The 23,158-nt window shown below is 34.5% G+C and carries 19 protein-coding genes, 1 tRNA gene and 2 pseudogenes; 12 read left to right on the top strand and 10 right to left on the bottom strand.

What is annotated here, in order from left to right; translation table 11 throughout:
• Positions 1-110: 110 nt before the first annotated feature.
• A complete protein-coding gene (gene htpX, locus EXE09_RS16835; RefSeq protein WP_130118024.1) occupies positions 111-1,016 on the bottom strand; it encodes a protease HtpX in 906 nt (301 codons plus the stop codon).
• 338 nt (positions 1,017-1,354) lie between these two features.
• A complete protein-coding gene (locus tag EXE09_RS16830; protein WP_130118023.1) occupies positions 1,355-2,266 on the bottom strand; it encodes a lytic transglycosylase domain-containing protein in 912 nt (303 codons plus the stop codon).
• Positions 2,267-2,760: 494 nt separating this feature from the next.
• On the opposite strand from EXE09_RS16830, the gene ttcA reads away from it, so the two are divergent.
• Entirely contained in the window at positions 2,761-3,669 is a 909-nt protein-coding gene (gene ttcA / locus EXE09_RS16825) for a tRNA 2-thiocytidine(32) synthetase TtcA (protein WP_130118022.1), read from the top strand.
• Positions 3,670-3,893: 224 nt separating this feature from the next.
• On the top strand, positions 3,894-4,277 hold the full coding sequence (locus EXE09_RS16820) for an SCP2 sterol-binding domain-containing protein (protein ID WP_068974887.1): 384 nt from the start codon (positions 3,894-3,896) through the stop codon (positions 4,275-4,277).
• 181 nt (positions 4,278-4,458) lie between these two features.
• Here the strand turns inward: EXE09_RS16820 and EXE09_RS16815 are convergent, their stop codons facing one another.
• Positions 4,459-5,568, bottom strand: a complete 1,110-nt coding sequence (locus EXE09_RS16815) for a transglycosylase SLT domain-containing protein (protein ID WP_068974886.1) — start codon at positions 5,566-5,568, stop codon at positions 4,459-4,461.
• A 539-nt stretch (positions 5,569-6,107) separates the two neighbouring features.
• Here EXE09_RS16815 and EXE09_RS16810 point away from each other — a divergent pair.
• A pseudogene (locus EXE09_RS16810) lies at positions 6,108-6,248 on the top strand (transcription elongation factor GreB); the annotation flags it as partial.
• A 132-nt stretch (positions 6,249-6,380) separates the two neighbouring features.
• Positions 6,381-7,631, top strand: coding sequence for a hypothetical protein (locus EXE09_RS16805; RefSeq protein ID WP_171478641.1), 1,251 nt, complete (start codon positions 6,381-6,383; stop codon positions 7,629-7,631).
• 81 nt (positions 7,632-7,712) lie between these two features.
• On the opposite strand, the gene EXE09_RS16800 is transcribed toward EXE09_RS16805, so the two are convergent.
• Positions 7,713-7,967, bottom strand: coding sequence for a hypothetical protein (locus EXE09_RS16800; RefSeq protein WP_130118020.1), 255 nt, complete (start codon positions 7,965-7,967; stop codon positions 7,713-7,715).
• Between the two features lie 245 nt (positions 7,968-8,212).
• Here EXE09_RS16800 and EXE09_RS16795 point away from each other — a divergent pair, with 245 nt between their 5' ends.
• The 5 genes from EXE09_RS16795 to EXE09_RS16775 are packed head-to-tail and all read left to right on the top strand — an operon-like array spanning position 8,213 to position 15,362.
• Positions 8,213-9,748 carry a site-specific DNA-methyltransferase gene (locus EXE09_RS16795; RefSeq protein ID WP_130118019.1) on the top strand — a complete coding sequence of 512 codons (1,536 nt, stop codon included), beginning with the start codon at positions 8,213-8,215 and terminating at the stop codon, positions 9,746-9,748.
• A gap of 9 nt (positions 9,749-9,757) precedes the next feature.
• Positions 9,758-12,463 (top strand): DEAD/DEAH box helicase, encoded by a 2,706-nt coding sequence (locus EXE09_RS16790; protein ID WP_130118018.1) that lies wholly within the window; start codon positions 9,758-9,760, stop codon positions 12,461-12,463.
• A 5-nt stretch (positions 12,464-12,468) separates the two neighbouring features.
• A complete protein-coding gene (locus EXE09_RS16785) occupies positions 12,469-13,572 on the top strand; it encodes a hypothetical protein (protein WP_130118017.1) in 1,104 nt (367 codons plus the stop codon).
• 3 nt (positions 13,573-13,575) lie between these two features.
• Positions 13,576-14,706 carry a hypothetical protein gene (locus tag EXE09_RS16780; RefSeq protein ID WP_228257227.1) on the top strand — a complete coding sequence of 377 codons (1,131 nt, stop codon included), beginning with the start codon at positions 13,576-13,578 and terminating at the stop codon, positions 14,704-14,706.
• Positions 14,703-15,362, top strand: coding sequence for a hypothetical protein (locus tag EXE09_RS16775; protein ID WP_228257226.1), 660 nt, complete (start codon positions 14,703-14,705; stop codon positions 15,360-15,362). Before EXE09_RS16780 ends, EXE09_RS16775 begins: the two co-directional genes overlap by 4 nt.
• 24 nt (positions 15,363-15,386) lie before the next feature.
• On the opposite strand, the gene greB is transcribed toward EXE09_RS16775, so the two are convergent.
• The 4 genes from greB to gmtY are packed head-to-tail and all read right to left on the bottom strand — an operon-like array spanning position 15,387 to position 20,539.
• The gene (gene greB / locus EXE09_RS16770) at positions 15,387-15,866 is read right to left on the bottom strand and encodes a transcription elongation factor GreB (RefSeq protein WP_130118016.1); all 480 of its coding nucleotides are present in this window, start codon (positions 15,864-15,866) and stop codon (positions 15,387-15,389) included.
• Positions 15,863-16,474: a gamma-mobile-trio protein GmtX gene (gmtX, locus tag EXE09_RS16765; RefSeq protein WP_130118015.1), complete on the bottom strand. Its 612-nt coding sequence runs from the start codon at positions 16,472-16,474 to the stop codon at positions 15,863-15,865. The genes greB and gmtX overlap by 4 nt, the downstream gene beginning before the upstream one ends.
• On the bottom strand, positions 16,464-19,232 hold the full coding sequence (locus tag EXE09_RS16760; RefSeq protein WP_130118014.1) for a VPA1269 family protein: 2,769 nt from the start codon (positions 19,230-19,232) through the stop codon (positions 16,464-16,466). Before EXE09_RS16760 ends, gmtX begins: the two co-directional genes overlap by 11 nt.
• Positions 19,229-20,539, bottom strand: a complete 1,311-nt coding sequence (gene gmtY, locus EXE09_RS16755) for a gamma-mobile-trio recombinase GmtY (RefSeq protein ID WP_130118013.1) — start codon at positions 20,537-20,539, stop codon at positions 19,229-19,231. Before gmtY ends, EXE09_RS16760 begins: the two co-directional genes overlap by 4 nt.
• Before the next feature lie 108 nt (positions 20,540-20,647).
• Between gmtY and EXE09_RS16750 the strand changes: the two are divergent.
• From EXE09_RS16750 to EXE09_RS16740, 3 genes and pseudogenes are all read left to right on the top strand, one after another.
• A pseudogene (locus EXE09_RS16750) lies at positions 20,648-21,001 on the top strand (GreA/GreB family elongation factor); the annotation flags it as partial.
• 90 nt (positions 21,002-21,091) lie between these two features.
• Positions 21,092-21,181: transfer RNA gene (locus EXE09_RS16745), tRNA-Ser, on the top strand.
• A 169-nt stretch (positions 21,182-21,350) separates the two neighbouring features.
• Positions 21,351-22,556 (top strand): tyrosine-type recombinase/integrase, encoded by a 1,206-nt coding sequence (locus EXE09_RS16740; protein ID WP_130118012.1) that lies wholly within the window; start codon positions 21,351-21,353, stop codon positions 22,554-22,556.
• 59 nt (positions 22,557-22,615) lie between these two features.
• Here EXE09_RS16740 and EXE09_RS16735 read toward each other — a convergent pair whose 3' ends face one another.
• Positions 22,616-22,882 carry a helix-turn-helix transcriptional regulator gene (locus tag EXE09_RS16735; protein ID WP_130118011.1) on the bottom strand — a complete coding sequence of 89 codons (267 nt, stop codon included), beginning with the start codon at positions 22,880-22,882 and terminating at the stop codon, positions 22,616-22,618.
• A 23-nt stretch (positions 22,883-22,905) separates the two neighbouring features.
• The coding region (locus EXE09_RS16730) for a pyocin activator PrtN family protein (RefSeq protein WP_130118010.1) at positions 22,906-23,158 on the bottom strand (253 nt) is incomplete at its 5' end.

Genomic DNA, 23,158 nt, shown 5'->3' with positions numbered 1-23,158 from the left:
GGTGATGAGTGGTTTTTATCGAAAATGGCGGATTTTAATTTTTGATTGACCTTGTAAATAACAAAGCCTCCATCTAGGAGGCTTTGTTGATTAAACTCTAAATATTTTACTTAAGGCAAATTCAATTGGCGTAAAGCTGCAACACGTTGTTCAATGCTTGGGTGAGTTTGGAATAAAGCAGCTAGGCTAAATCCTTGTTCTTTACCTTCAGCGATTGCGAAAGCTTTCATTTCTTTTGGCATTTGATCAGGCATTTCTGATTCAGCTTGTAAGCGTAACAATGCCGAAATCATGGCTTCTTTACCTGCCAGTTGCGCGCCCGCTTCATCGGCACGGTATTCACGGTGACGAGAGAACCACATCACGATTGCAGAGGCTAAAATACCAAATACGATGTCTAAGACCATAGAAATCACAAAGTATGCGATACCAGGGGCTTCACCTTCTTCACGACCAAAGAGAGTACGGTCAATAAAATCTCCCGCAACACGAGCAAAGAACATGACAAAGGCGTTTACGACACCTTGAATGAGCGATAGGGTGACCATATCACCATTGGCAACGTGACCAATCTCGTGCGCAAGCACTGCACGAAGTTCATCTTTGTTCATACGTTCCAATAAACCTGTTGAAACAGAAACGAGCGCATCGTTCTTATTCCAACCTGTTGCAAAGGCATTGGATTGATATGAAGGGAAGATACCAACATCTGGCATTTGGATACCAGCACGTTGAGAAAGTTGAGCAACCTCTTGCAATAACCAAACTTCAGCTTGGCTACGAGGAGCATTTGGATCAATTAATTCAGTGCCTGTCGTTTTAAGCGCCATCCATTTTGACATAAATAGGGAAATTAAAGACCCTACCATACCAAATACCAAACAGATGACCATCAGGTTGCCTAGTTTAAGACCGCCAGCGCCGTGGTAACTCCCAACACCTAATATAGATAGGATAAGGCCAGCTACAACCAGTACCGCGAGGTTGGTTAGCAAAAACAAACCAATCCGCATCATGGGATAAATCCTCTTTTAAAAATAGATAAGTGACTTATCAAAAATAAATCATGTTTAGGAATATGAGGTTTAGATGATTAAAATTCAAGAATAATTGGAAAAAACTATCCATGGGGTATTTTGAAGAATCAGCTGATTTGAATAGTTAGCCCTAAATATATTATTTATTTCGAATACGATAAAAAACGATTCTCTCATAAAGAGAAAATCGGAGCTTTTAAATGTATTGTTAAAAATTGTGAAAATTATAATTGATAGGTTTGTTTACCGATCATCGATTTAAATTAGATTTAGATAGAGTAAAACAAAACCTAAAGCATATGGATAATTCAAAAAAATCAGTTACTGATACTAATATGTGCAGATGCACTCGCATGTGCGGTTGCGTATGAGCCTGCAGGTGCATCAGTATACGTACCATCCGACGAAACAATGATTGGGCGAGGGTTATATTTTACCTGTTGAATGTTTGAAGCATTATTGAGTTGAGGGCTACTTTCATTATTTGAACGAGTGTTTGAGTTACTATTTGGATTTGATTGAGCAATGATTTGCCCAGTAGTCGATGCATTGCTATTACTGGTGTTGCTTGCAGAAAGTCCTAAGCCACCTGAATATAGATTATTTAAACGACTTGTGACACGTCGTACATAGTCTTGAGTTTCACGAAATGGGGGAATACCACCGTATTTATCGACATTGCCTTCACCCGCATTATAAGCGGCTAAAGCCAAATTGGTATTGCCATTAAAACGCTTCATTAACCAACTGAGGTACTTTGCGCCACCGTAAATGTTTTGCTGTGGGTCATAGGAGTTGGACACATTAAAACGTCGTGCGGTTGCTGGCATTAATTGCATTAAACCTTGTGCACCGACAGGAGATTTGGCATTTGAATTAAAGCCAGATTCGGTGTGCATGACGGCTTTGATTAAACCCTCTGAAACACCGTGCGTTTGTGCTGCCTGACGAATAATGCTGTCAAAAGAGTTTTTATTTTTACTATAGCTTGGCAGGACAGAGGATTCTGAATTTCCCCAATTGCTGTAACTATGAATATTGCTGTCTTTGTAATAAGTCACTTTGACTTTTTGTAACGAACGATCTGAGGTTTTACGGTTGGTGAGTAAAGTTGTGCCATTTTGATCTTTATAAAAATAAATTTGACCAGCAAAAGTTTGTGATGTAAATGAAGCAAAGCTCATACACCCCAAAAAAGACACCAGTGAACCCGTAATCAATTTTTTCATTTTTAGTAATTAAAATATTTCCCCAATTTCCTTTGGGAGTTTATCAAAGATCATCAACAAGAAAAACTATGAATTGAGTTTTAACAATACAAACAGAAAAATGCAAGTCTTAATTGTAGACATATTAATCAAAAAAAATTTTAATTTTTTTTTGAAAACTACCTATTGACTAGTCTAAGTTATTGAAAATTATTAACTAAAAATACTGGTTAAAAAATGATCAATTTAAATAGAAAGCCCATCGTAGCGTGAGAAACGATTGTCAAGCCCTGAACAATCCACAATTTTATCCACAGGTTTTGTGGAAAACTGTGGAAAAGTCCAAAAGATAAGCACCTTGGCTATAATTTGAACTTAACGGTCTATTTTAGATGTGTGAATAAGACAGGAATATGACCAAATAAAATATAATGCAAAAATAAAAAATCTTTAGATGCGATGAACGAACAAATCAGCTAAAATTACGCAGTCTTTTTTTTTGGTAAAACGCGTCTATGTACTCGCCAGTTGAGTCCGAACAAGGATTTAATTTCAAACCAGAACTTCCAACGAGTTCGGCTTATTATCGTCTTTTGAAAAAACTTCGTCGTCAGGTGGGTCATGCGATTCGTGACTTTAAAATGATTGAGGAAGGTGACAAGGTAATGGTCTGTGTTTCTGGTGGGAAAGACAGTTACACATTGCTTGACATTTTGTTGCAATTTAAACGTATTGCACCGATTAACTTTGATGTGGTTGCAGTCAACCTCGATCAAAAGCAACCCGGTTTCCCTGAAGATGTTTTACCAAGATATATGGAAGAAAATAATATTCCTTATTATATTTTGGAAAAAGACACCTATACCATTACCAAGCGTTTGACACCTGAGGGTAAAACCTATTGTGCAGTGTGTTCACGTTTACGCCGTGGTTCGCTTTATGGTTTTGCTCAAGAGATTGGTGCAACTAAAGTGGCTTTAGGTCACCATCGTGATGATATTCTCGCAACATTCTTCTTAAACTTATTTCATGGCGGAAGCTTAAAAGCCATGCCACCGAAATTACTCTCTTCAGATAAAAAGAATATTTTGATTCGTCCTTTGGCGTACGTTGAAGAAAAAGACATTATCAAATATGCGGAAATCCGTAAGTTCCCAATCATTCCATGTAACCTTTGTGGTTCTCAGGAAAATTTACAACGTGCTATCTTAAATGACATGTTACGTGATTGGGATAAGCAATATCCAAAACGTTTGCATAGTATTTTTGGTGCATTACAAAATGTATCGCCATCTCAACTGGCGGATCGTGACTTATTTGATTTTGAAAAATTAGATGAAGAACGTGAGTTTGATATGAAGTGTGATACGGAAGAGATGAAAAATCGCCTAGATGTGGTCAACCTTAGTTTTGTAGCTGAATGATCATTTATGCCAATTAAATGATCAAATCAGGTACTCATATTGAAATGAGTGCCTGATTTATAAAAATAAAACGATAAAACCAATCAAATATGAACAGTCCGTACAAAAAACTTTAGCCCAAACTGAAATTATCATGCTATAACATTGGGCAAGCAAAATGCTTCACCACGATGTTGTCTGGATAGATGACACAATAAATTGAATAAATAATTTGAGGAATGAACATGCCTGCATTTTTAACTGACGATTGGTTTGCAAATGTTGAAAAATTAACTGCTGAAGCAGGTGATTTAAACTTACCACCAGCACTTTCAGGTTTAGCGATTAATTTGGTTGTAGCAGATACGAATGGCAACACTGAACTTGCTTTAGATGGCGGTAAAATCGTAAAAGGTTCTTCTGCAAATGCTAAAACAACGTTGAATATGGATGCTGAAACACTTCGTAAAGTATTCTTAGAATTTGATATGGCTGCTGCAATGCAAGCATTCATGACAGGTAAAATCAAAGTACAAGGCGATATGTCTCAATTGATGGCTTTACAAACTGCTAAACCTAGCCAAGAACAAAAAGATTTATTCAAGAAAGTATTAGAGCAAACTGCTTAATTATCTTGTATATGGATTTTCTAAAGTCTAATTCGATGTGAATATCATGACGATTTAGAATTAGAGCCAAAAAAAGCTTACATCAATGTAAGCTTTTTTTATTGCCGATTAAAAATCATTTCAAATTTTTAAATGACTAGGCTCCAAAACGCTTTATGCTAAATACCTAAAGTTTGAAAGATTAGATTTCTAAAAGCTTTGGTGTGGTTTTGATATGCTCAAGATAAGCACGAATACGAGTAACGTATTGAACCGCTTGCTTATAACGACCATTACTCGTTTGATGACGAGTTAAGTAGTTATAAAGGTTCATCCAATCATTTGGATCTTTACCTTGTGCTTTAATACGCTTCTGGATGCCTTCAACAGCACCTGGACCCATATTATATGCAACTAATGCATACCAATGACGGTCAGGGTTGCGAATGTAAGAGTAACGCGTCAACATCATATCGTAATATTTAGCCCCACCTTGGATACTTTGAGCAGGATCATTACGATTATTTACACCCATTTCTTTGGCAGTACTATTGGTCAACATCATCAAGCCTCTGACACCTGTGGGAGAAACAGAGTCGGGTTTTAAATATGATTCTTGATAACCAATTGCAGCCAATAAATGCCAGTCTATACCGTATTTCTGTGCAGACTGTTTAAAGCTTGCTTTATAAATCGGTAAACGAGATTTTAGATCACGTTGAATAACATTCCAATCGTCTTGTTTTACGACATTACGATTATAAAATGACGCCAATTGCTGAAGTGAGCCATTTTGCTTACTTTGGCAAATAAAACCACTCGCAGTTGCGGTAAGTGGATCATCAGCTTGTTTAAATACCCAGTTCAGGTCAGTATTTAAACCATTCTTTTTGAGGCTGTTAAAATCACCGCAACTTGCAGAGAACGAACTTAAGCTTTTCGCTTCAATACTCTGCATGCTTGCTGTGGTAATTGCAAAATTGGCTTTGCCCTGTGCAACCATTTTCAATGCAGTTGCATTGTCAGGGACTGTTTTAAACTCAAGTTTTGCGTTTAAACTTTCAGCATAATCATGTGCTAAATCATAGCCGAAGCCATGCTTATATTTTCCATCCTTAAACACGATGCTCGGATTGGAAACGGCCACTACTGTCAATTTACTAGAATTAACAACAGCATTGTATTGATTGGTCTTGCTTGCATTAATACTAAACGGAATTAATGCGGTGGATAAAACTAAGGCTTTGATTGGAAGATTACGAAAAAATGAGTTAAGGCAAAGCCTCGACCCAGAGGTTGAACTACTGTGCATGTTGTCTCCGCTACAAGTAATTTATTGCCCGAAAAAGTTACAAGCACAGCAGTACTTAAACTCTTTAAAGTTGCTAAATTCAATAAGGGTGGGCATTCATGAACGTCATTCAAAAAATGACATGTGGGATTGAAGTATTTTGCAGAAAAACTACAAAAATAAAAAAATAAGCTAATAAAACATGTGCGCATATTATAGGCACTTTTTTTACTTGTCAAATTTTGTGTAAAAAACATACAGAATAAAATTATTAACTATATGAATTTTAATATAATATTTTTTTGTAATTTTAAGCTGAATAGTTAATTTTTTATTTGAAGATGAAGTGTAAGCAAATGTACCAAATATATATGTAGTGTTAATAAACGATTGCAATAATTTAAGTAATATTTAAAAGACTTAATTTGAATGAGAAAGGTAGATTCAATTACATTATTTGCCTGTATTACGCTGACATTGGATGGTTATTCGCAGTACACTGATCAAAGCTTTTTGAAGAAATTTATGTGATTTAAGTATATTGAAAATGGTTCTAAATAATGAAATCAAATTTGATTACCCGTTCAGGGCATGATTTATTAGTTGCAGAGTTGCAACATCTATGGCGTGAAGAACGTCCTGAAATCACCAAGAAAGTAACGTGGGCTGCAAGTTTAGGCGATCGTTCGGAAAATGCTGATTAATAAAAATAACCCTATTTTTTATACTATTTAACGTCAATTAATTGATTTTAATAGATATTTTAAATAGTATATGTACTATATGTATGTACTATTTTGAAGAACATATCAAATACAAGTTAAAGGGAAAAAATGAAAACAAGAATTTTAGAAATTATAGAAAAACAAGGTGGAAATAATGAACTTTTGTTTGATTACTGGAAATTTGTAGATGAAATAAAATTTGATTTTGCTTTTACAGCTAAATTTTTAATGAATAAATACAATTTGGAAGGCTATGATGATCTTTCCGCGAGAGTAACGGATGCAGGATCACTTCTTATAAAGAAATTAAAGGATTGTAATAATTGTTATGCTGATTTTGTTTTTTCTAATAGAGCAAATTTTAAAAATTTAAAATTGAAAATATTAAGAGAAGATATAATTTGCTATGATTGTAAAAAAATCAGAAATCTTAAGAAAGTTAAAAAATTGATTGTCGATATTCAGGAGCACGAATGTAAATTGAGTAATGAAAATTTAGAACTTTTAGAATTGAGTTATTTGGAGAAAATTTATTTATACCTTTTAATTGAAAATTATAAAAATAGTACTCTCAAAAATTGGAATTCTTTATATGCATTAAATTATAGTGGTAATCAATTTTTAGTAAGAAAAATCATAGAAAAAGGATATATTAAAGAAATAAAAGGCTGTCATTCTTGTAATTTAAAACAAGCTGAATTGCGCTCTTTACTTATGGAAAATCAAAAAGAACTTGATGGCGAATTAAAAAATAAAATAAAAAACTACTTAAATTTGAATTTTGATTATCATTGCAAGATTGTTGTACCTGAAAAATTTAATGATATAGACAGTTGGTTGATTGAAATATACTCAAACATTATTAATGCAAATATAACAGTTAATGATGTTAAAGAAATTGAAGAATTTATTTTAAATCAAAGATTTTTTGATATTTATAGGTTGGTGGGTTTAGTTTGTGAAAAAAATTCCATTCCATGGAAGAAAGATAATGCATTTGATTATGAAATTTCTAGAATGATAGGAAAATATAATTTAGAAGTTATATTTAATATTTTAAATTATTGTGCTAAAAATGCAACTTCACAATTATACAAAATGGAAAAGCTGTCAGATAGTAAATTTGATTTTAAAAAGAACCATGTTTTTAGGTATGAAATATCAGCAAGAATTGATAAGTTGGATAAGAGTGATAACGTGGAGTTATATTCAAAAAGTCTTCCATATGGTTGGGTTGATTCGGAGGAAGAGCTGTTTATTAATTCATATATTATCGAGAGTGATAAAAGATGGAGTAAATATACTACAAAAGAAATTTTAAATATGTTGTTAAGTAAAAAGAATTTTAATATTGATTAAGACTCTGTTATATAGATATGAACACTTCTATTTTAAAATTAATTTAGCTACCAAGATACAGAGGCTAAAATCGGAGTTTATCTAGCCTGAAACTTCAAAATTACGTTTTTTTATCTTAAAAGTTTTTCTACCGGCAAATTTTTTAGCGGTCTCAGGATTACGCCCAGATAAGTGTTTAACCAATATAGGTTTACAATTTGGAGCTTTACGCATTAAAGCATCATTCTCTACATACAGTACTGTTCCATTGCGTGCAGCTTCAAGAAAACTTTCATGAAGCACACGAGCAGCAGCAGTGGCAATGTCACTTTCATTTATTGGGTTTTTAGTCGACATGTCTAAGCCTCTAAGCAATTAAGTTTTTATATTAATACTATTTTCATAATATCAGAAATTTATCAAAGATAATGTTAATAGATCAAAACTGGCAATATGTGTTTGAAATTTTGGCCTTACGATCTGGAAAAACAAGTATAGAATTAAGTCAAAATAAGCGAAAAGAAAATATGTACTAAATTGCCCTTTCGTTTGGCTGTTTTTGTTAAGATAAAACTAATTTTTATCTTATATTCAGTATTGTTATGCCACTATTAGATTGGGTGAACCGAAATCAAGCTGAAAAAACAGCAACAAGTGTTCCATACCATTTATTAAAATTCGAACAAGCATATGGTGATGCAGACCAAGCAAAAGAAAATCTGATTATTCAAGGGGATAATCTTCAAGCTTTGAAGGCATTGTTGCCACTATATGGTGGACAGGTGAAATGTATTTTCATTGATCCACCATACAACACGCAATCTGCTTTTGAGCACTATGACGATAAGTTAGAACATGCTCAATGGCTTTCAATGATGTATCCACGTCTGCAACTGCTTAAAGAGCTTTTGGCAGAAGATGGATCAATTTGGATTACGCTAGATGATAATGAAGCGCATTATTTGAAAGTTTTGTGCGATGAAATTTTTACTCGCAAAAATTTTGTTCGTAATATTGTTTGGCAAAAAAAATATACTGTTGCGAATGATTCAAAGGGTATCCCTGACTCACATGATCATATTTTAGTGTATCGGAAGTCTGACAAATTTTTGAGGAATTTACTTCCACGTACTGAGAAGCAAAATCAGCTTTATAAGTACGATGATAACGATGGTAGGGGGAGATGGCGTACTGATAATTTGACAGTTAAAACTCTATCTCAAGCTTATTTATATCCAATAATTAATCCTAATACAGGGAAAGAGTATTTACCTAGCGCTGGAAGATGTTGGTTAACCAGCTCAGAAAATATGGCAAAGTTAATCAGTGATAATAGAATTTATTGGGGGAAAAAGGGTGATGGTGCACCTCAATTGAAACGTTATTTATCTGAGGTTCAAGATGGTATTCTTCCAACCTCTTGGTGGACTTTTGAGGAAGTTGGCCATAATGATGAATCACGTAAAGAGCAAAAAGTATTCTTTGGAAGTGATGCCTTTAGTACACCTAAGCCAGAAAGACTTATTACACAAATTTTAAAAATAGCTACTAATTCAAACGATATTGTTCTCGATTCTTTCTTAGGTTCAGGGACAACAGCAGCTGTAGCCCACAAAATGGGACGACGTTATATTGGCATCGAAATGGGAGAACATGCAAAAACTCATGTGATTCCTCGTCTTGAAAGAGTGATTGAAGGTGAACAAGGTGGCGTTTCATCAGCTGTGAATTGGCAAGGTGGAGGCGGTTTTAGCTTCTACACTTTAGGCAATCCAGTATTTGATGATCAAGGTTTCTTAAATGCTGAAGTTAAATTTAAGGACCTTGCAAGTTATGTGTGGTGGCTCGAAACAAAAACAGCCCTAAATGAAACAGAGAGCTTTGATAGCCCGTATTTAGGTACACATGATGGTGTTGCTTACTATCTTCTGTATAACGGTATTCTAGGCGACAGACGCCCAAATGGCGGTAATGTATTAACACTATCTGTTTTAAGTTACTTAAATGAATGTCATGCACATGAAGGTAAACGAGTAGTTATAGGCGAAGCATCACGACTTGGAGATGCCCGACTTGAAGCTCTAGACATTGAGTTTAAACAAATTCCATATTCGCTTTATGGCAACCAAGCTCAGTAAGGATTGAGTATGTCACTTAAATTAAAACAGTACCAAATAGATTCTTTAAAAGCATTAGAGCAATTCTATACTTTGGCAGCATCATTAGGGGCGGAGAAAGCATTTAAACGCTGTGTCGGAGAAAATATTGCTTATAACGATCGATTGGAGGGAATACCAAGTGTATGCCTACGTGTACCTACGGGTGGCGGTAAGACGCTGCTTGCAGCGTATAGTATTCCTAAAGTGGCACAGAGTTATGTGAATACTAAGAGTCCTATTGTATTGTGGCTTGTACCAACAGATATGATTCGACAGCAAACACTTGCTGCACTTGCTAATGTAAATCACCCTTATAGACAAGCCTTACAAAGCTATTATGGCGATCGCATCAAAATCTGTGACATTGACGGGCTTCAATCACTCAACAAGCATGATGTTGGACAGTCATGTATTGTCATTGTGACCACTATTCAGATCTTCAATATTGATAAAGAAAAGACCTATCAACGCAATGCCTATGCTTTTGATGAATCCTTGAGTGAACACTTTACTCAATTGACTCCACAACAAGCCGAAAGTATGGATAAAGTAACGGTTGATACTTTGCAGTATCAACCATTCCTAACTGAAAAAGATATTGGTCGTGTGAAGCATTCATTAGTCAATTTCTTTAACTTGCATAGACCAATTGTTGTTGTGGATGAAGCGCATAAAAACCGTGGTGGAAAAACATTCTTCCCAACGTTGAAGCGTCTCAACCCAAGTTGCTTAGTAGAGCTGACAGCAACACCAAAAGACAATAATGTTCTTTACTCAGTTTCTGCTGCGCAATTGAAAGTAGCAGAAATGATTAAGCTGCCGGTCGTATTAACTGAACATCCAAATAGTTGGCAAGATTGTATTCGTGATGCGCTGATTCAACGACATAATTTAGAAGTGCTTGCACAAAGTGAAAAAGAATATATTCGCCCCATTTTATTGATCCAAGCCCAAGATAAAAATGGTGAGGCGAATGTAGATGCTGTAAAGCAACACTTACTAGATGAGTATGAAAATATCACTGAAGACTGGATTGCGATCTCTACAGGGCAAACCAAAGAGCTAGAAGATGAAAATCTCTTTAGTCCTCAGAGTAAAGTCAAAATTGTGATTACAGTCGAAGCCCTGAAAGAAGGTTGGGATTGCTCATTTGCCTATGTACTTGCGAGTTTACAAAATATCAACTCTGCAACTGATGTAGAGCAGTTGTTAGGTCGTGTCTTACGTATGCCGTATGCAAAACTACGTCAGAATGATGAACTCAATAAAGCATATGCTCACGTTGTCTCAAGTTCAATCGCTCAAGCCACCATGCTTCTTAAAGACCGTATGGTGCAAAATATGGGCTTTGATAAATGGGAAGCGGAAGCCTCGATTGTGGCAAATCCACAACCTGAACTGGATTTAGGAACTACAGGTCAAGGGACTACTCAACCAAAAACTCCTGAAGTCATGGTCTCTATTCCATTTGTTGTTACACCTGAACTTATTCCCACTAATTTACAACCAGCGATTCAAACGAGAGAAAATAGCCAAGGTACGTCCTTAATTATTAATAAAGGGACGACTGATGAAGAGTTTGATCAAATTGAAAAAGCTGTAATTGAAAAAGCGACGCCGAAACAAAAGACTCAAATACAAGAAGTTTTCAAAGAAGCTCGTGCTGAGCGACAAGCACATCAAGCACCTGAAAATTGGAATGCCACATTTGCGCTTATTCCGCAATTAGGCTTATTTATTGATGGTGAATGGCAAGTTGCAGACAAAGAAACTATTGAAGATTCGGTTGAATGGAATCTATTAGATTATCCAGTTCAATTGGAAGGGTTTAATATACGTGAAACTGTGAATAGCTTTGCGATTGATCTAAATCTTGAAGAAGAGCAATTGAGTTATGAATTACTCAATAGCCAACAGATTCAATTTGACGATATGCCAACACCAATCACCGAAAATGATTTGTTGAATTGGTTAGATCGGAAAACAAGAAGGGCAGGATTAACGCAAATCCAGCTAAGAGCATATTTAACCAAGCTCATTAGTCACTTGTTGAATGAGCGTAGATTTACACTGACTCAACTACATCGTGCTCAATTCCAATTGTCACTGGCTGTTTCTCGTGAGATTGACCGACTCTTTGAACTTGCTCGTAAACAAGCATTCCAAAGTGATTTATTTGCAGAGTTGAAAGTGGCAGAAGAATCAAAATTAGAAAATAGTTTTGAGTTTAAGCGTGGAATTTACCCAGTCAGAAAGCCTTATCGTGGTAGCTATAAGTTTAAAAAGCATTTCTATGCTCAGATCGATGATTTAAAAGAAAAGACTGATTCAGGAAAGATTTCTGAAGAGTTTAAATGTGCTCAGCTTCTTGATTTACATCCTAAGGTGAAATTTTGGGTGCGAAACATTCCTAAGCAACCGAATACTTCGTTTTGGTTACCAACAGAAAAAGATTATTTCTATCCAGACTTTGTTGCTGAACTCGTTGATGGCTCAATTTTTGTTCTGGAATATAAGGGTGGACATTTAGATACTGCTGATGATGCTCGAATCAAAAATGCGATTGGTAAGCAGTGGTCTAAAGATAGTAGTGGCAAACGACTATTTTTAATGGCTAAAAATCAGGATGAAGTTGGGCGGAGTTTGGAAGAGCAAATTAACTTAGTAATTAGTAAAAGTTTGAATCAAGGATAGAAATCATGGCGGAAACAATTAGAATTGCTGAATTGGCAAACTTAATTACAAAAGAAATTGGAGACTTTCTAAAATGGACCATTCATTCAGAAAATGATTTGAATTTTAAATGTTTAATGAAAACTAAACATTTTGATGGGGCTGAAGAAACTGATAATAAAACACATCCTACAGATTTAGTCATTTATTATGAGGATCCATATGAAAATAAGCGAATTTATTTAAATACAGATTTAAAAAGTTATGAAACAAAATCAATAGGTCCCTCATCAGTTAAAGAATGGTTAATGAGTATCACTAAGGGGACTGTTTGTAGTTTAGCTAGTGATGAATGGAAACAGCGTTATGGTATTGAAGGTAGTTATGAAATAAGAGGACTGCTTTTTATATATAACCATGATGGGAAATTTGATAAACCTTTTTTTTCATACATATACGACTATCCTAATCCACCACATACTGGTAAAAGAGCACCTCAAAGATTTCATTTAAAAGATTTAAACGTACCGCCTAACTTGAAACTTCATATAATGGATCCCTTATTGATAGACAATATCTTATCAATTAGACATGATTTGAATATATTGAGGTCGGAGCAGAAGGTTCCACTTTCAGATGCGTATGCACCTATTTCATTTTTTTACCCGACTAGGCAGAGATTTAAAAGTAGGTTTACGCCACCAGAATGCCCAGCTACCATAGAGTTAATAAGTGGTCCTTTTTTTATCATGACTTATGATAATTATACGGACTTTATACCGAATCCATTAGAACCTGGCACTTCTACTCCTATACCTAGAAGTAGGGGGAATATCATATATTACAAAGAAATGGGTAGTACTGTAGATGAATTTATTTATCTAATAGAAACATTAATGATGTATGAGCTGATTGCTGAAAATTGTATAACTCGTATTCGACATTGTACGAGGGAGAAAGCGACTACAGCAAAGCAAAACTTCATTTCAGCGATTGAAAAATATTGTGTTATGTGGGACTACAGTGACAGTATGAAGTCAATATTTAATAAGATTGAGTTTGATGAAGTCACAATCATACAAAAAGTATTTTGTAATCAAAAAATAGATAGATCACCTGTTAAGGACTAAGCAATGAGTAAATCCTATAATATCCCTAATGATTACAATATATATAGCGCATTAAGTACAGGTAAAGTATCAGAATCCGTTGTTAATACTCTTTTTTTAAAAAGAGGTATTATTCTAGGAGGGAAAACAACAAGAGAAATTAAAGCTGATTATTTTTCCTCATTTATGCATAGTTTTAATGATTTTGAGGTTATATCGTCCCAACATAGTAAAGTTGAAAGATCTGAATATATCAGCTCAACTAATTTAAATACAAAATTAGAAGTAGAAGATTTAACTCCAATTTTTTCATCTATAAAATCCTCCTTGCAAAAGGACTTAGCTAATATACAATTAAAAAATGTTTCTCAAAGAATTAATGGAGATATTCTATCTCTTGAGTTTGAATATGAAAAATTTCATCCGGAAAAGCAATTGTTTGCACAGAAGGAAGTCAAAAAATCAGTATTAACATTTAAAAAAATTGAAGGCTCAGAACAATTTTATCTAGAACATCCTTCTACTCCAGAAATGATAACTTGGACTGAATCAGTAATTACAACACTGAAAGAACATGATAGCGATTTAAATACTGATAAAATTAACTTAATTGGTTTAACAAGCCCAGATCTTTATTGGCAATTTTTTGATGAATTAACAGAAAAATTAGATAAATTTCATCGTACTAATGTTGTTGAGGTACTATTCAAAGATCCGAATCGTACTACTAGTGATGAAGATGATGATGGCACTTATAAACTGATAAGTGCATCATATAGAGGAAATCAACTTCATTTGTCTGAAGATTTTATGGCTAAATTGGATGATGGTTATCGATTATATAGATTCAATTGGGATTGCATTGATTCTACAGTGAGTGATTCAGATAAATATAGATTATCTATTAAAGTTACTTATGATGAAAGTGGACGAAGTAATTTTTCATTTATTACAAAAGGTTTTTTCAAAAATAAAGAGGGGAAATTTACCAAAAATCTTAATTCACTTCCTAAAAGCTTAGATTTAGAGCTTAATAAAATAATATTTAACAATGGTATAGATTTAATTAATTCAATAAATTCTAAACCACTTAAAGTTAAAATATTGAAACAAGAAAATAATCCTGATTTAGAAAGTACAGGGAGTGATGGATGATGAAATTTCATATTTTTGAATGTGGTTTTAAAATAACATTTGATGAATTAATAGCTGTTTTAATTAAAGAAAATAGTAGTAGATTTTTAAATGTTAAATACGATCAAAATACACTATCAGCTACTTTTTATAAAGAAATGAAACGAGCTGAAAAAACTGTAGATAAAGATGGGAAAGAGACTCTTGTTTCCTTTGATTATTATCTTTATCAAGATTTTTATTTTCATACAATAAATAATAGATTTTTTCTTGTTATAAATGAACCAAATAAATATACAAAATATTTTATTGAGTTTATTTCTTCTTGTTTGAGAATGAAGGTGTCATTTAAAACAAGACAAATTAATCTAAAGAACTTTTTGGTTAAGGCAAAAGAACTAAATCAGTTTCAGGTTTTTAAAGCAAGATTTAATGAGTTACCTTTATCAAAAAATTCTAAAGGGTCATTAGATGTTTCATCAACTGAAAATGCTATTTTAGATTTTGAAAGTGTTTTTGGTGATATTTATTATGATTTATCAAAAATAAAATTTTCTTATTTTGATGAATTTGTGCATACCATAGAATTATCTAAAAATGGACTTATCGTTCTTTCAAAAAATACTGATGTTCGTATTAAAAGTGTCTCGAGATTAATCACTATGCTTTTTTTCTAGTACACATTTAAATGAAATTTAAAATTAACTATTTGAAAAATATTTGATAGAAATAATATACCAAGTTTTTTTACCAGTAGGTGTGTGTACTTGAATTTCATCATCTACTGATTTCCCTAGACATGCCTTTGCTATAGGTGATTGCAAGGAAATATAGTCTTTACGCCCATAAATTTCTTCGTCACCGACAATACGAAACTTAATGGTTTCACCATCATCATTCTCTAATTCGACCCAAGCACCAAAATAAGCTTTTCCATCTTGTTCTGGGCTGTATTCAACTTTATGAGCAACTTCAAAAAGTTTAGTTAAGTATCTAATTCTACGATCAATTTCACGCAGCTTTCTTTTGTTGTAGTGGTAATCTGCGTTTTCAGACCGATCGCCGAGACTAGCAGCCCATGAAACAATCTTGGTAATTTCTGGGCGTTCTTTACGGACTAAATCATTTAGTTCATCTTGTAAGCGTTGATAGCCTTCAGCCGTCAGCAATTTACGATTCAAGACAAATACTCCAAAGCCTTACGTAAGGCATCTAAGGTTGAAACTTTAAAAACAGGCTTATTTGATTCATCTACAAGCTCACCAAAATGAGTGGGCTTTAAATTCCACTTTTTTTGAAAATCTGTAGATAGCAAGTATTGTAACGCTCGAATCTCTTGTTCAGAAAGCTTAAAAGACTGATCAGGTATTATATTTTTATGATCATAAATATCAATACGTTGTTTGGGAGGCACAATTTCACGAATTATTTGCTGAGCTTCTTTTAGCTCAGATGCCATGATGCGTACGAGTAGTTGGTGTTTTGGATTCTGTATTTCTTCAATCCAATCATTCTCACTTTGAGATGGCTTTCTCAACTTAGGGGTTTGAGATGCCAGATCTGCAAAGGATTGAATTAAAGCTCTGTATTTTTCACCAGTTTTATTACGGATACTTTGGGCTTTAGGAACACCACGGTTATTACCTAATTTAGCAATTGTGCTGATAGAAAAATCACGGATTCCACGTTCCTTTTGCTCAATACATATCTCATAGATTGCATCAAGCGATTGCTGCATTTTAAGTGATGAGCCAAGTTTTAACTTATTTAATAACTCTTCAGGATTCATGGCTTGCCTCAATCAAAGTTGGTGAATTGTGAAGAATGAGTTCAATTTCTGATTTTTCAATTTGTTCATATTCTGAAAGTTCAATGAGTTTAATTTCACCATCCATAACTTTTTGGACTTTATCCCATGATTTGAGACGGCTCATTAAGAGTTTGAAAATTTGATTCCCTGCGGTAAGTTGTTGTTCTTTTGAAAGCATAAATAGGTTGGGCATAATTTCATTAAACATCGCCATCTTGTCGATGAGTTGTGTTCGTGGATAAATTGCTTGGTCCGCATTGCATGATTTATAGATGACTGCATTTTCACAAACTTCCTGTAATTGTTGATAGTGACTGACTTCTTCCATCTCTAATACTAATTCAGCATTAGGTGCTGTAATTAAACTAAGTTTTTCACCACTCTCTATAAGCGGGTTGTTATTGATGAGTTTATGGCATTTAGTAATATGGCTATATGCGGCTTGAATATCGCACAAAAGCATATCTAGCTTTTTTGCAGCAGTTTCATATTCAGATTCGAAATTACGTAATTCAGTTTCCAACTTTGCTCTATTTTCAGAGCCATTAAATTTTTGTTGTTTTAGATTGGCGATATACTCTTCTTTTTCTAGGTTATCAATTTCATAATTAATTTGATTTATTTTGATTTGGAGTTTAGAGCAAATTTCAGATTGATCATTAGACTGAAGTAAAATTTCATTTGTGATCGCTAATAATCCGCCAAGAAAAGCTGGTCCAGTAATAAAGTGTCTGCATCGAATACAATTTTGGACTCCTAGATAACCTTGGGGTGTTGGAGTATAAAATGAGCTGCTTTTAATTAAATCTCCACCATCATCACAGCGTGAAGCAGCAAATGGACAAATACCATAGTCTCTAAATATATAGTTTCCTGCAGGCACATCATTTGATAAAGCCTGCAATAATTCTAAGTTATTTCCTATTAATTGATTTTTGACGCTTTCAATTTTGTTTTGTTCAATCGTTCTTTGGATGGAATCCGCTTCAGATTTTAGTGCTATTTTCTCGCCTTCTTCTAATCGTGTTCTAATATCATGATTGGAAACTTTACAATAGTAGAGCGACATGATGACAGAGCTGTGCCCAACAATCTTCATCACGATTTCAATAGGCATTCCCATTTCTAAAACATAGGCTGTAATGAGGCTAACACGCATACTATGAGGCGTATATTTTGATTTGTAGCAACCCAGTGTTGCAGGATTTCCTTCTAAAGTCGCTAACATCAAATTTGATGGTTGAATATGAAATAAAGCAGCAGCAAGCCGTGGCGTAAGTGCATTGGTTACTGTTGCTGGTTCAAAATCATTGAAACGCCTAAATAAAAAACAGTTAATGCCTTTGGCTTTTCTTTGTATTTCATTCAAATTTGTTCTTTGGCAGTCCAACCAAGTACTTGGATATGAGATTGGATTATATTTTTGTTGCCACTTTCGTAACTTGACTAGCCAATAAGCTAGGTCATCTGGCATCCAAGGAATTGTATATCCCTGTCCATTATTATTTGTTTTATTGGTAGTGGTAAACATGCCGATTTGTCCATCAGGCATTCTTTTAATAAATGATTGTTCCTTGGTTAATCCTGAAAGTGGAGAGTTGTTTTTTTGCCAGATAACTTTATTTTGGGGATCAATGTCCGCTATATATTCATCAGCTTCACCAGAGTCATTATAAGCAATTTGGCGACCACGTAACGGGATCTTGGTGAGAGCATAGGTGTGAATCCAATCGGTTGGACACCATAAGTAGGCTTGATTGTCGACTATACGATAAACACAATCGGGATCATATAAGTCTAATTGATCAAAGCTGACTTTAAGCCAATCTGCATCGAACTTATGTAGGTGTTCGAGATCCTGAAAGCATTTTGCATTTGCAGGCATAATCCATTCTTGAGCCTTTTTTACGAAATGATATTGTAGGCAGGGCTTTGTTGTTTCTGAACGAATTGTACTCGAAGAGATATTTTGTTGATTCAATAATAATGAAAATGGATTGCGTGCATTATCAACTCTTACAATTTCACCTGTTTCTTCATCTTCAATCGTTAAGTCATTATCAATGATGTAATCCAAAAACTCATTCACTGCGATAACGAGTTTCCGCTTCATTGGTTCAGACTCGATGCTTGCGATCACATCGCGAAATGGTTTGACATCAAACTTTTCTTGAATGAGGAAGGCATGTGGTGATTTACTTTTATCAAAAGGCTCAATATAAAGACGAACAAAACGACAGAGATGTGACTCTTTCGTACCACCACCTCTTGCTCTAGTCATAAACTCCTTAATTTTAATTGCCCAATTAACATATTCGGGTGAGATAAAATCAGGTTTAAAAGGTTCTACTTTGCCAAGGAACTTGTACCAATTTTCCCATTCTTGTTCATAAGCTGTTTGGGGGTCGAGAGGTAAAGAGGGATTATTTAGTTTTAGGACAAAAGTTTTATATTCCTTAGCATTTTTAAAACTCTTCGAACTAATTAGCTCTTTTAGGTTCTGGTATGGAATAAAATCAATAATATCAAAAAAATCTTTATAACTAATCCATTCTGAATACATTCTTTCAGGATGAGCAGGCAGTCCATACTCTCTATATTTTTGTTTGTAGATGACAGAATTTGTAATACCTTCATCTTTACAAAACTGCTTTAAAGACTTTAGGTCAGGAAATGTTGAAAATTCTTTATTAAATCGCTTGCTTTCGATTTGTCGAATGGATTGAGGTTTTATCATTGGATCTCTCTCAACTTTTCTTGGACTTCTTCTAAAGTTGGTTTGATATAAACAAGGCAAGAAGTTGGACTTTTATGATGCATAGCTTTTTGAATTTCAACTTGATTTAAACCAGCTTGACGTGCTCGAAAGCCGTAAGCATGTCGGTGACCATGTTCAGTTGTACCAAGAGCTTTTTTACAGACTAACCCGATACGTTCTACCGCATTTTTATGTAGTCGCTGAAAGTTTTTTATCGTTTCAGGCTCGCCTAAGGTATTGGTAAATGCAAAAGGATGGGGATTGCTTTTTGATGGTTCTATACGCTGATATTTGAGATAGTTTGCCCAAATTAATAAGAACTCTTTAGCTTTTTCTGGCGGATTAAATACGACTTCGAAATAACCTAATTTTGAAGTTAATAATGGTTCTTTCCACCCAGCATACAGTCTTTCGGAGAACAGATAATTATTCCGTGGTTTATAAGAAGTTTTGGTTAACAAGTATTCTCGTCTGTTTTTGAAATAAGGGTCTGGGGAAGCACCTAATTCAGGGTGATAAACACGAACTAAGGCTTCTTTAGGCTTGTTGGGATTTAAAGTAATATCTGAAGTAAAAATATGGAAAATTTCACTTTTTCTTAATCCACAGTAATTCATCAACATGGTGATAGCTTGAGATTTGTAATCAATTTTCTCGTTCTTTTCAAAACCTAAATATAAAAGTCTTTCAAGATGTTGTTCTGGAAAACGTACAGCGTATTCAAAATCAATTAAGTCTTCTCTAAAACTTCCAACTACACGCACTTGTTGTGGAGATATATCCTTCTTGGTTAAGTGATTGAGAAAAACATTTGCTTGTTTGTGATAGTAAGCACACCAATTCAAACGTTCTTCGTAGCCTGTCGCTTTACGAAAAGGATTGACCCTGTTTGTTACATGATCATCTTGAAGTACTAAGAAGTCAGTGTAATGCGTAATGTGGAACAGTAAATTATTTGTATCTCGAACTGATCGTGGTCTCCAATATAGTTCAAGTGGATCAGTATTATTAGAAGAATTTATGGTGCCTGTGATTAAAGCCTCAGTGAAGGCTTTTAGGACTTTTGTTGCACTATCAAGGTTTGGAGTAGCATTAATATATTTCAATAAAAGTTTGAGCGCATAACAAGATCTTTCTTTCCATGCTTCACTTTTTGAGTTGAACCATGCCAAATAACGTAAATGAGAAATAATGATACCTTTCTCAGTCAAGATACACGGCAAGACCAAAGTAGTTTGTGTGGAGCAATCTTTGTAATTTACATAAATTTTCTTAACATAAGCCATATACTATTTAGTATGAATTTTAGGATGTTTAACAATTAAACTATCAGTAATTGATCAATTGTCAAACAGATTTACGAAGTAATAGTATGTTATGTACTAGGGTTATAATACCAATATAATAAACAAATACTTAGGAAGATTGATCGACGTGTTCGTTATTTGGGTAAACGTTTAGAAGAGTTGAAAATAATAGACTTTTCACCTGAACAAGAAGGTAAGGTTTACTTCGGTGCTTGGGTCGAAATAGAAAATGATGATGGCGAACAAAAGACTTTGCGTATTGTCGGTGTAGACGAAATATATGATCATCATCCACAACATATTTCGATTGATTCACCAATGGCACGGGCGTTGTTGTCTAAACAAGTTGATGATGAAGTCGAAGTGATCACGCCATTGGGTAAAAAACAGTGGTATATCAATTCAATTCGCTATGAAAAGCCTGAAAATTCAGCTAATTAACAATATTTGATTTTATTTTGTACATTTGATTGAGAAAATGCTGAAAAAGATTTGCCAAGTCGCAATTTTATTTATATGATAGCCGCCATTGGAAGCGTGGCAGAGCGGTTTAATGCACCGGTCTTGAAAACCGACGAGGGCGCGAGTCCTCCGTGAGTTCGAATCTCACCGCTTCCGCCACATTGAAGTTTCTGACACTGTTTAACACTATATAAGTAATTGACTTATAAGGTTAAAGTTGGAAATAGGCGGTATAGCAAGCTATGACACAGTACGTCAATGAGCGGTTATAAAGTAGTAAAAAATGCAGTAAGATAATCTCTTACTGCATTTTTTTTGTTTATACATTATGACGACTCGTGGAATCAATAAACTAACCGCTTTACAGGTTAAAAAAGCAAAACCTAATCCTGATAAAATGTATAAACTTCCTGATGGTGGAAATCTTTACTTACGTATTGATTCTAGTGGTAGTAAATACTGGATATTCAACTATACCCGTCCTTATATCGCAAAACGCAATGATTTGTCCTTAGGTACTTATCCTGAAGTGACGCTCGAAGAAGCACGCACAGTCCGTGACGAATATAAGAAATTGATCAAGCAGGGGATTGACCCTGCCACTATGCGGTTAGAAACCCAAAATCAAAAACTGAAAGAAGCTGAGCATACTTTTCGATTAGTCAGTGCAGAGTGGCTTAAAAAGAGAGAACTGGAAGGCAAACAAGATGAAGAAACTCTACGTCGCTTAAATCATGATGCTTATCCTTATATTGGTGAGATGAGCTTTCCACAACTCACAGTAGATGTATTAGAAGCAAAAGTTTTCCAACGTATTATTGATCGTGAGGCACTATCTGTTGCCAAACGATTAAAATCGGATTTAAACCAAATTTTCAAATCAGCTCGAAAAAAGAAACTGATTCAATATAACCCTATCGAAGACATTGAATTACCTAATCCACAGGGTGGGAATTTTGCAGCGGTGACTGAGGAACAAGACCTTGCACCAATGTTAAATAAAATTTGGAACTATACCAAATTACACGCACGTTGCCTTTTAACGACACAGGTCGCATTAAAACTCTCTATCTTGACCTTTCAACGTCCAGGGGAAATCCGTAAACTTAAAAAGTCATACTACTATCCTGAGGAACGATGCTTTAAGTTTATTGCGAGTAAAACTAAACAACAACATGTCGTACCACTATCAAATCAAGCATTTGAATTGGTGGAGTCGATTATTGATCTGTACCCAAATAGTGAATATTTATTCGTAGGACGTGATGCAAAGACTTATCTATCAGACAATACCATTAATACAGCATTAAAACGTTTAGGCTATGGTGGTAAGCAAACTGCACACGGACTAAGAGCAACAGCACGAACCATGTTGGATGAAATTCTTGAACAACGAGTAGATTATATTGAGCATCAATTGGCGCATAAGGTCAAGGACAATAATGGTACTGCCTACAATCGAACTAAATTTTTAAATAACCGTCGGGAGATGATGCAAGAGTGGGCAGACTATTTGGAATCATTACTTGAATAGCAACAAAAAATATAAAAGTTATGAGATAAAAAAGCCTGTCTATGACAGGCTGTTTTAGTTTAAGCGGCTTTAAGCTCTTTTAGTTCAAGCCATTCAATAATTTGACTCTCAGCCCACGTGGGCATACTCGCAGTCAAATAGGTTGGTTCAGGGAAATCACCTCGACGAATCATTTTCCAAAAGGTTGATTCTGCAATATTTAATAAACCTTTACTTGCTGGTTTGTGAGACAACTTCCTTCTACGACCACCACGATCAATATAATCCTTTGCAGGACGTTCAGGATAATTGACTAAATCTTTAACACGATAACGAGCTTCTAACATTTTAATCTTCCTTAGCCTCAGAATTATTCTTTAGGTTTAGTTGATTTTTGAACATTAGCTTTGAAGCTATTGTAGTTACTTAAATAAATTTCATCCAATACTTTAGCAAATTCATGTATTTCAACAAAAAAAGAACCCTTTTGGCTACTCTCATCAAAACGGTAGCATGTGAAAGGTAGCTTTTGTTGACGTGCTTTTTCCTGCATCTTTTCATAGCATAAATGTGAAAAATACTGTTTTCTGATGTCTTCAAGTTTGATATGAACAGTTCTGTAC

It is taken from the genome of Acinetobacter sp. WCHAc060025 (assembly GCF_004209355.1).
Lineage (GTDB): Bacteria > Pseudomonadota > Gammaproteobacteria > Pseudomonadales > Moraxellaceae > Acinetobacter > Acinetobacter wuhouensis.
Note: the sequence above shows the minus strand (reverse complement) of the source record. Positions and strands in the feature narration are given on the sequence as shown.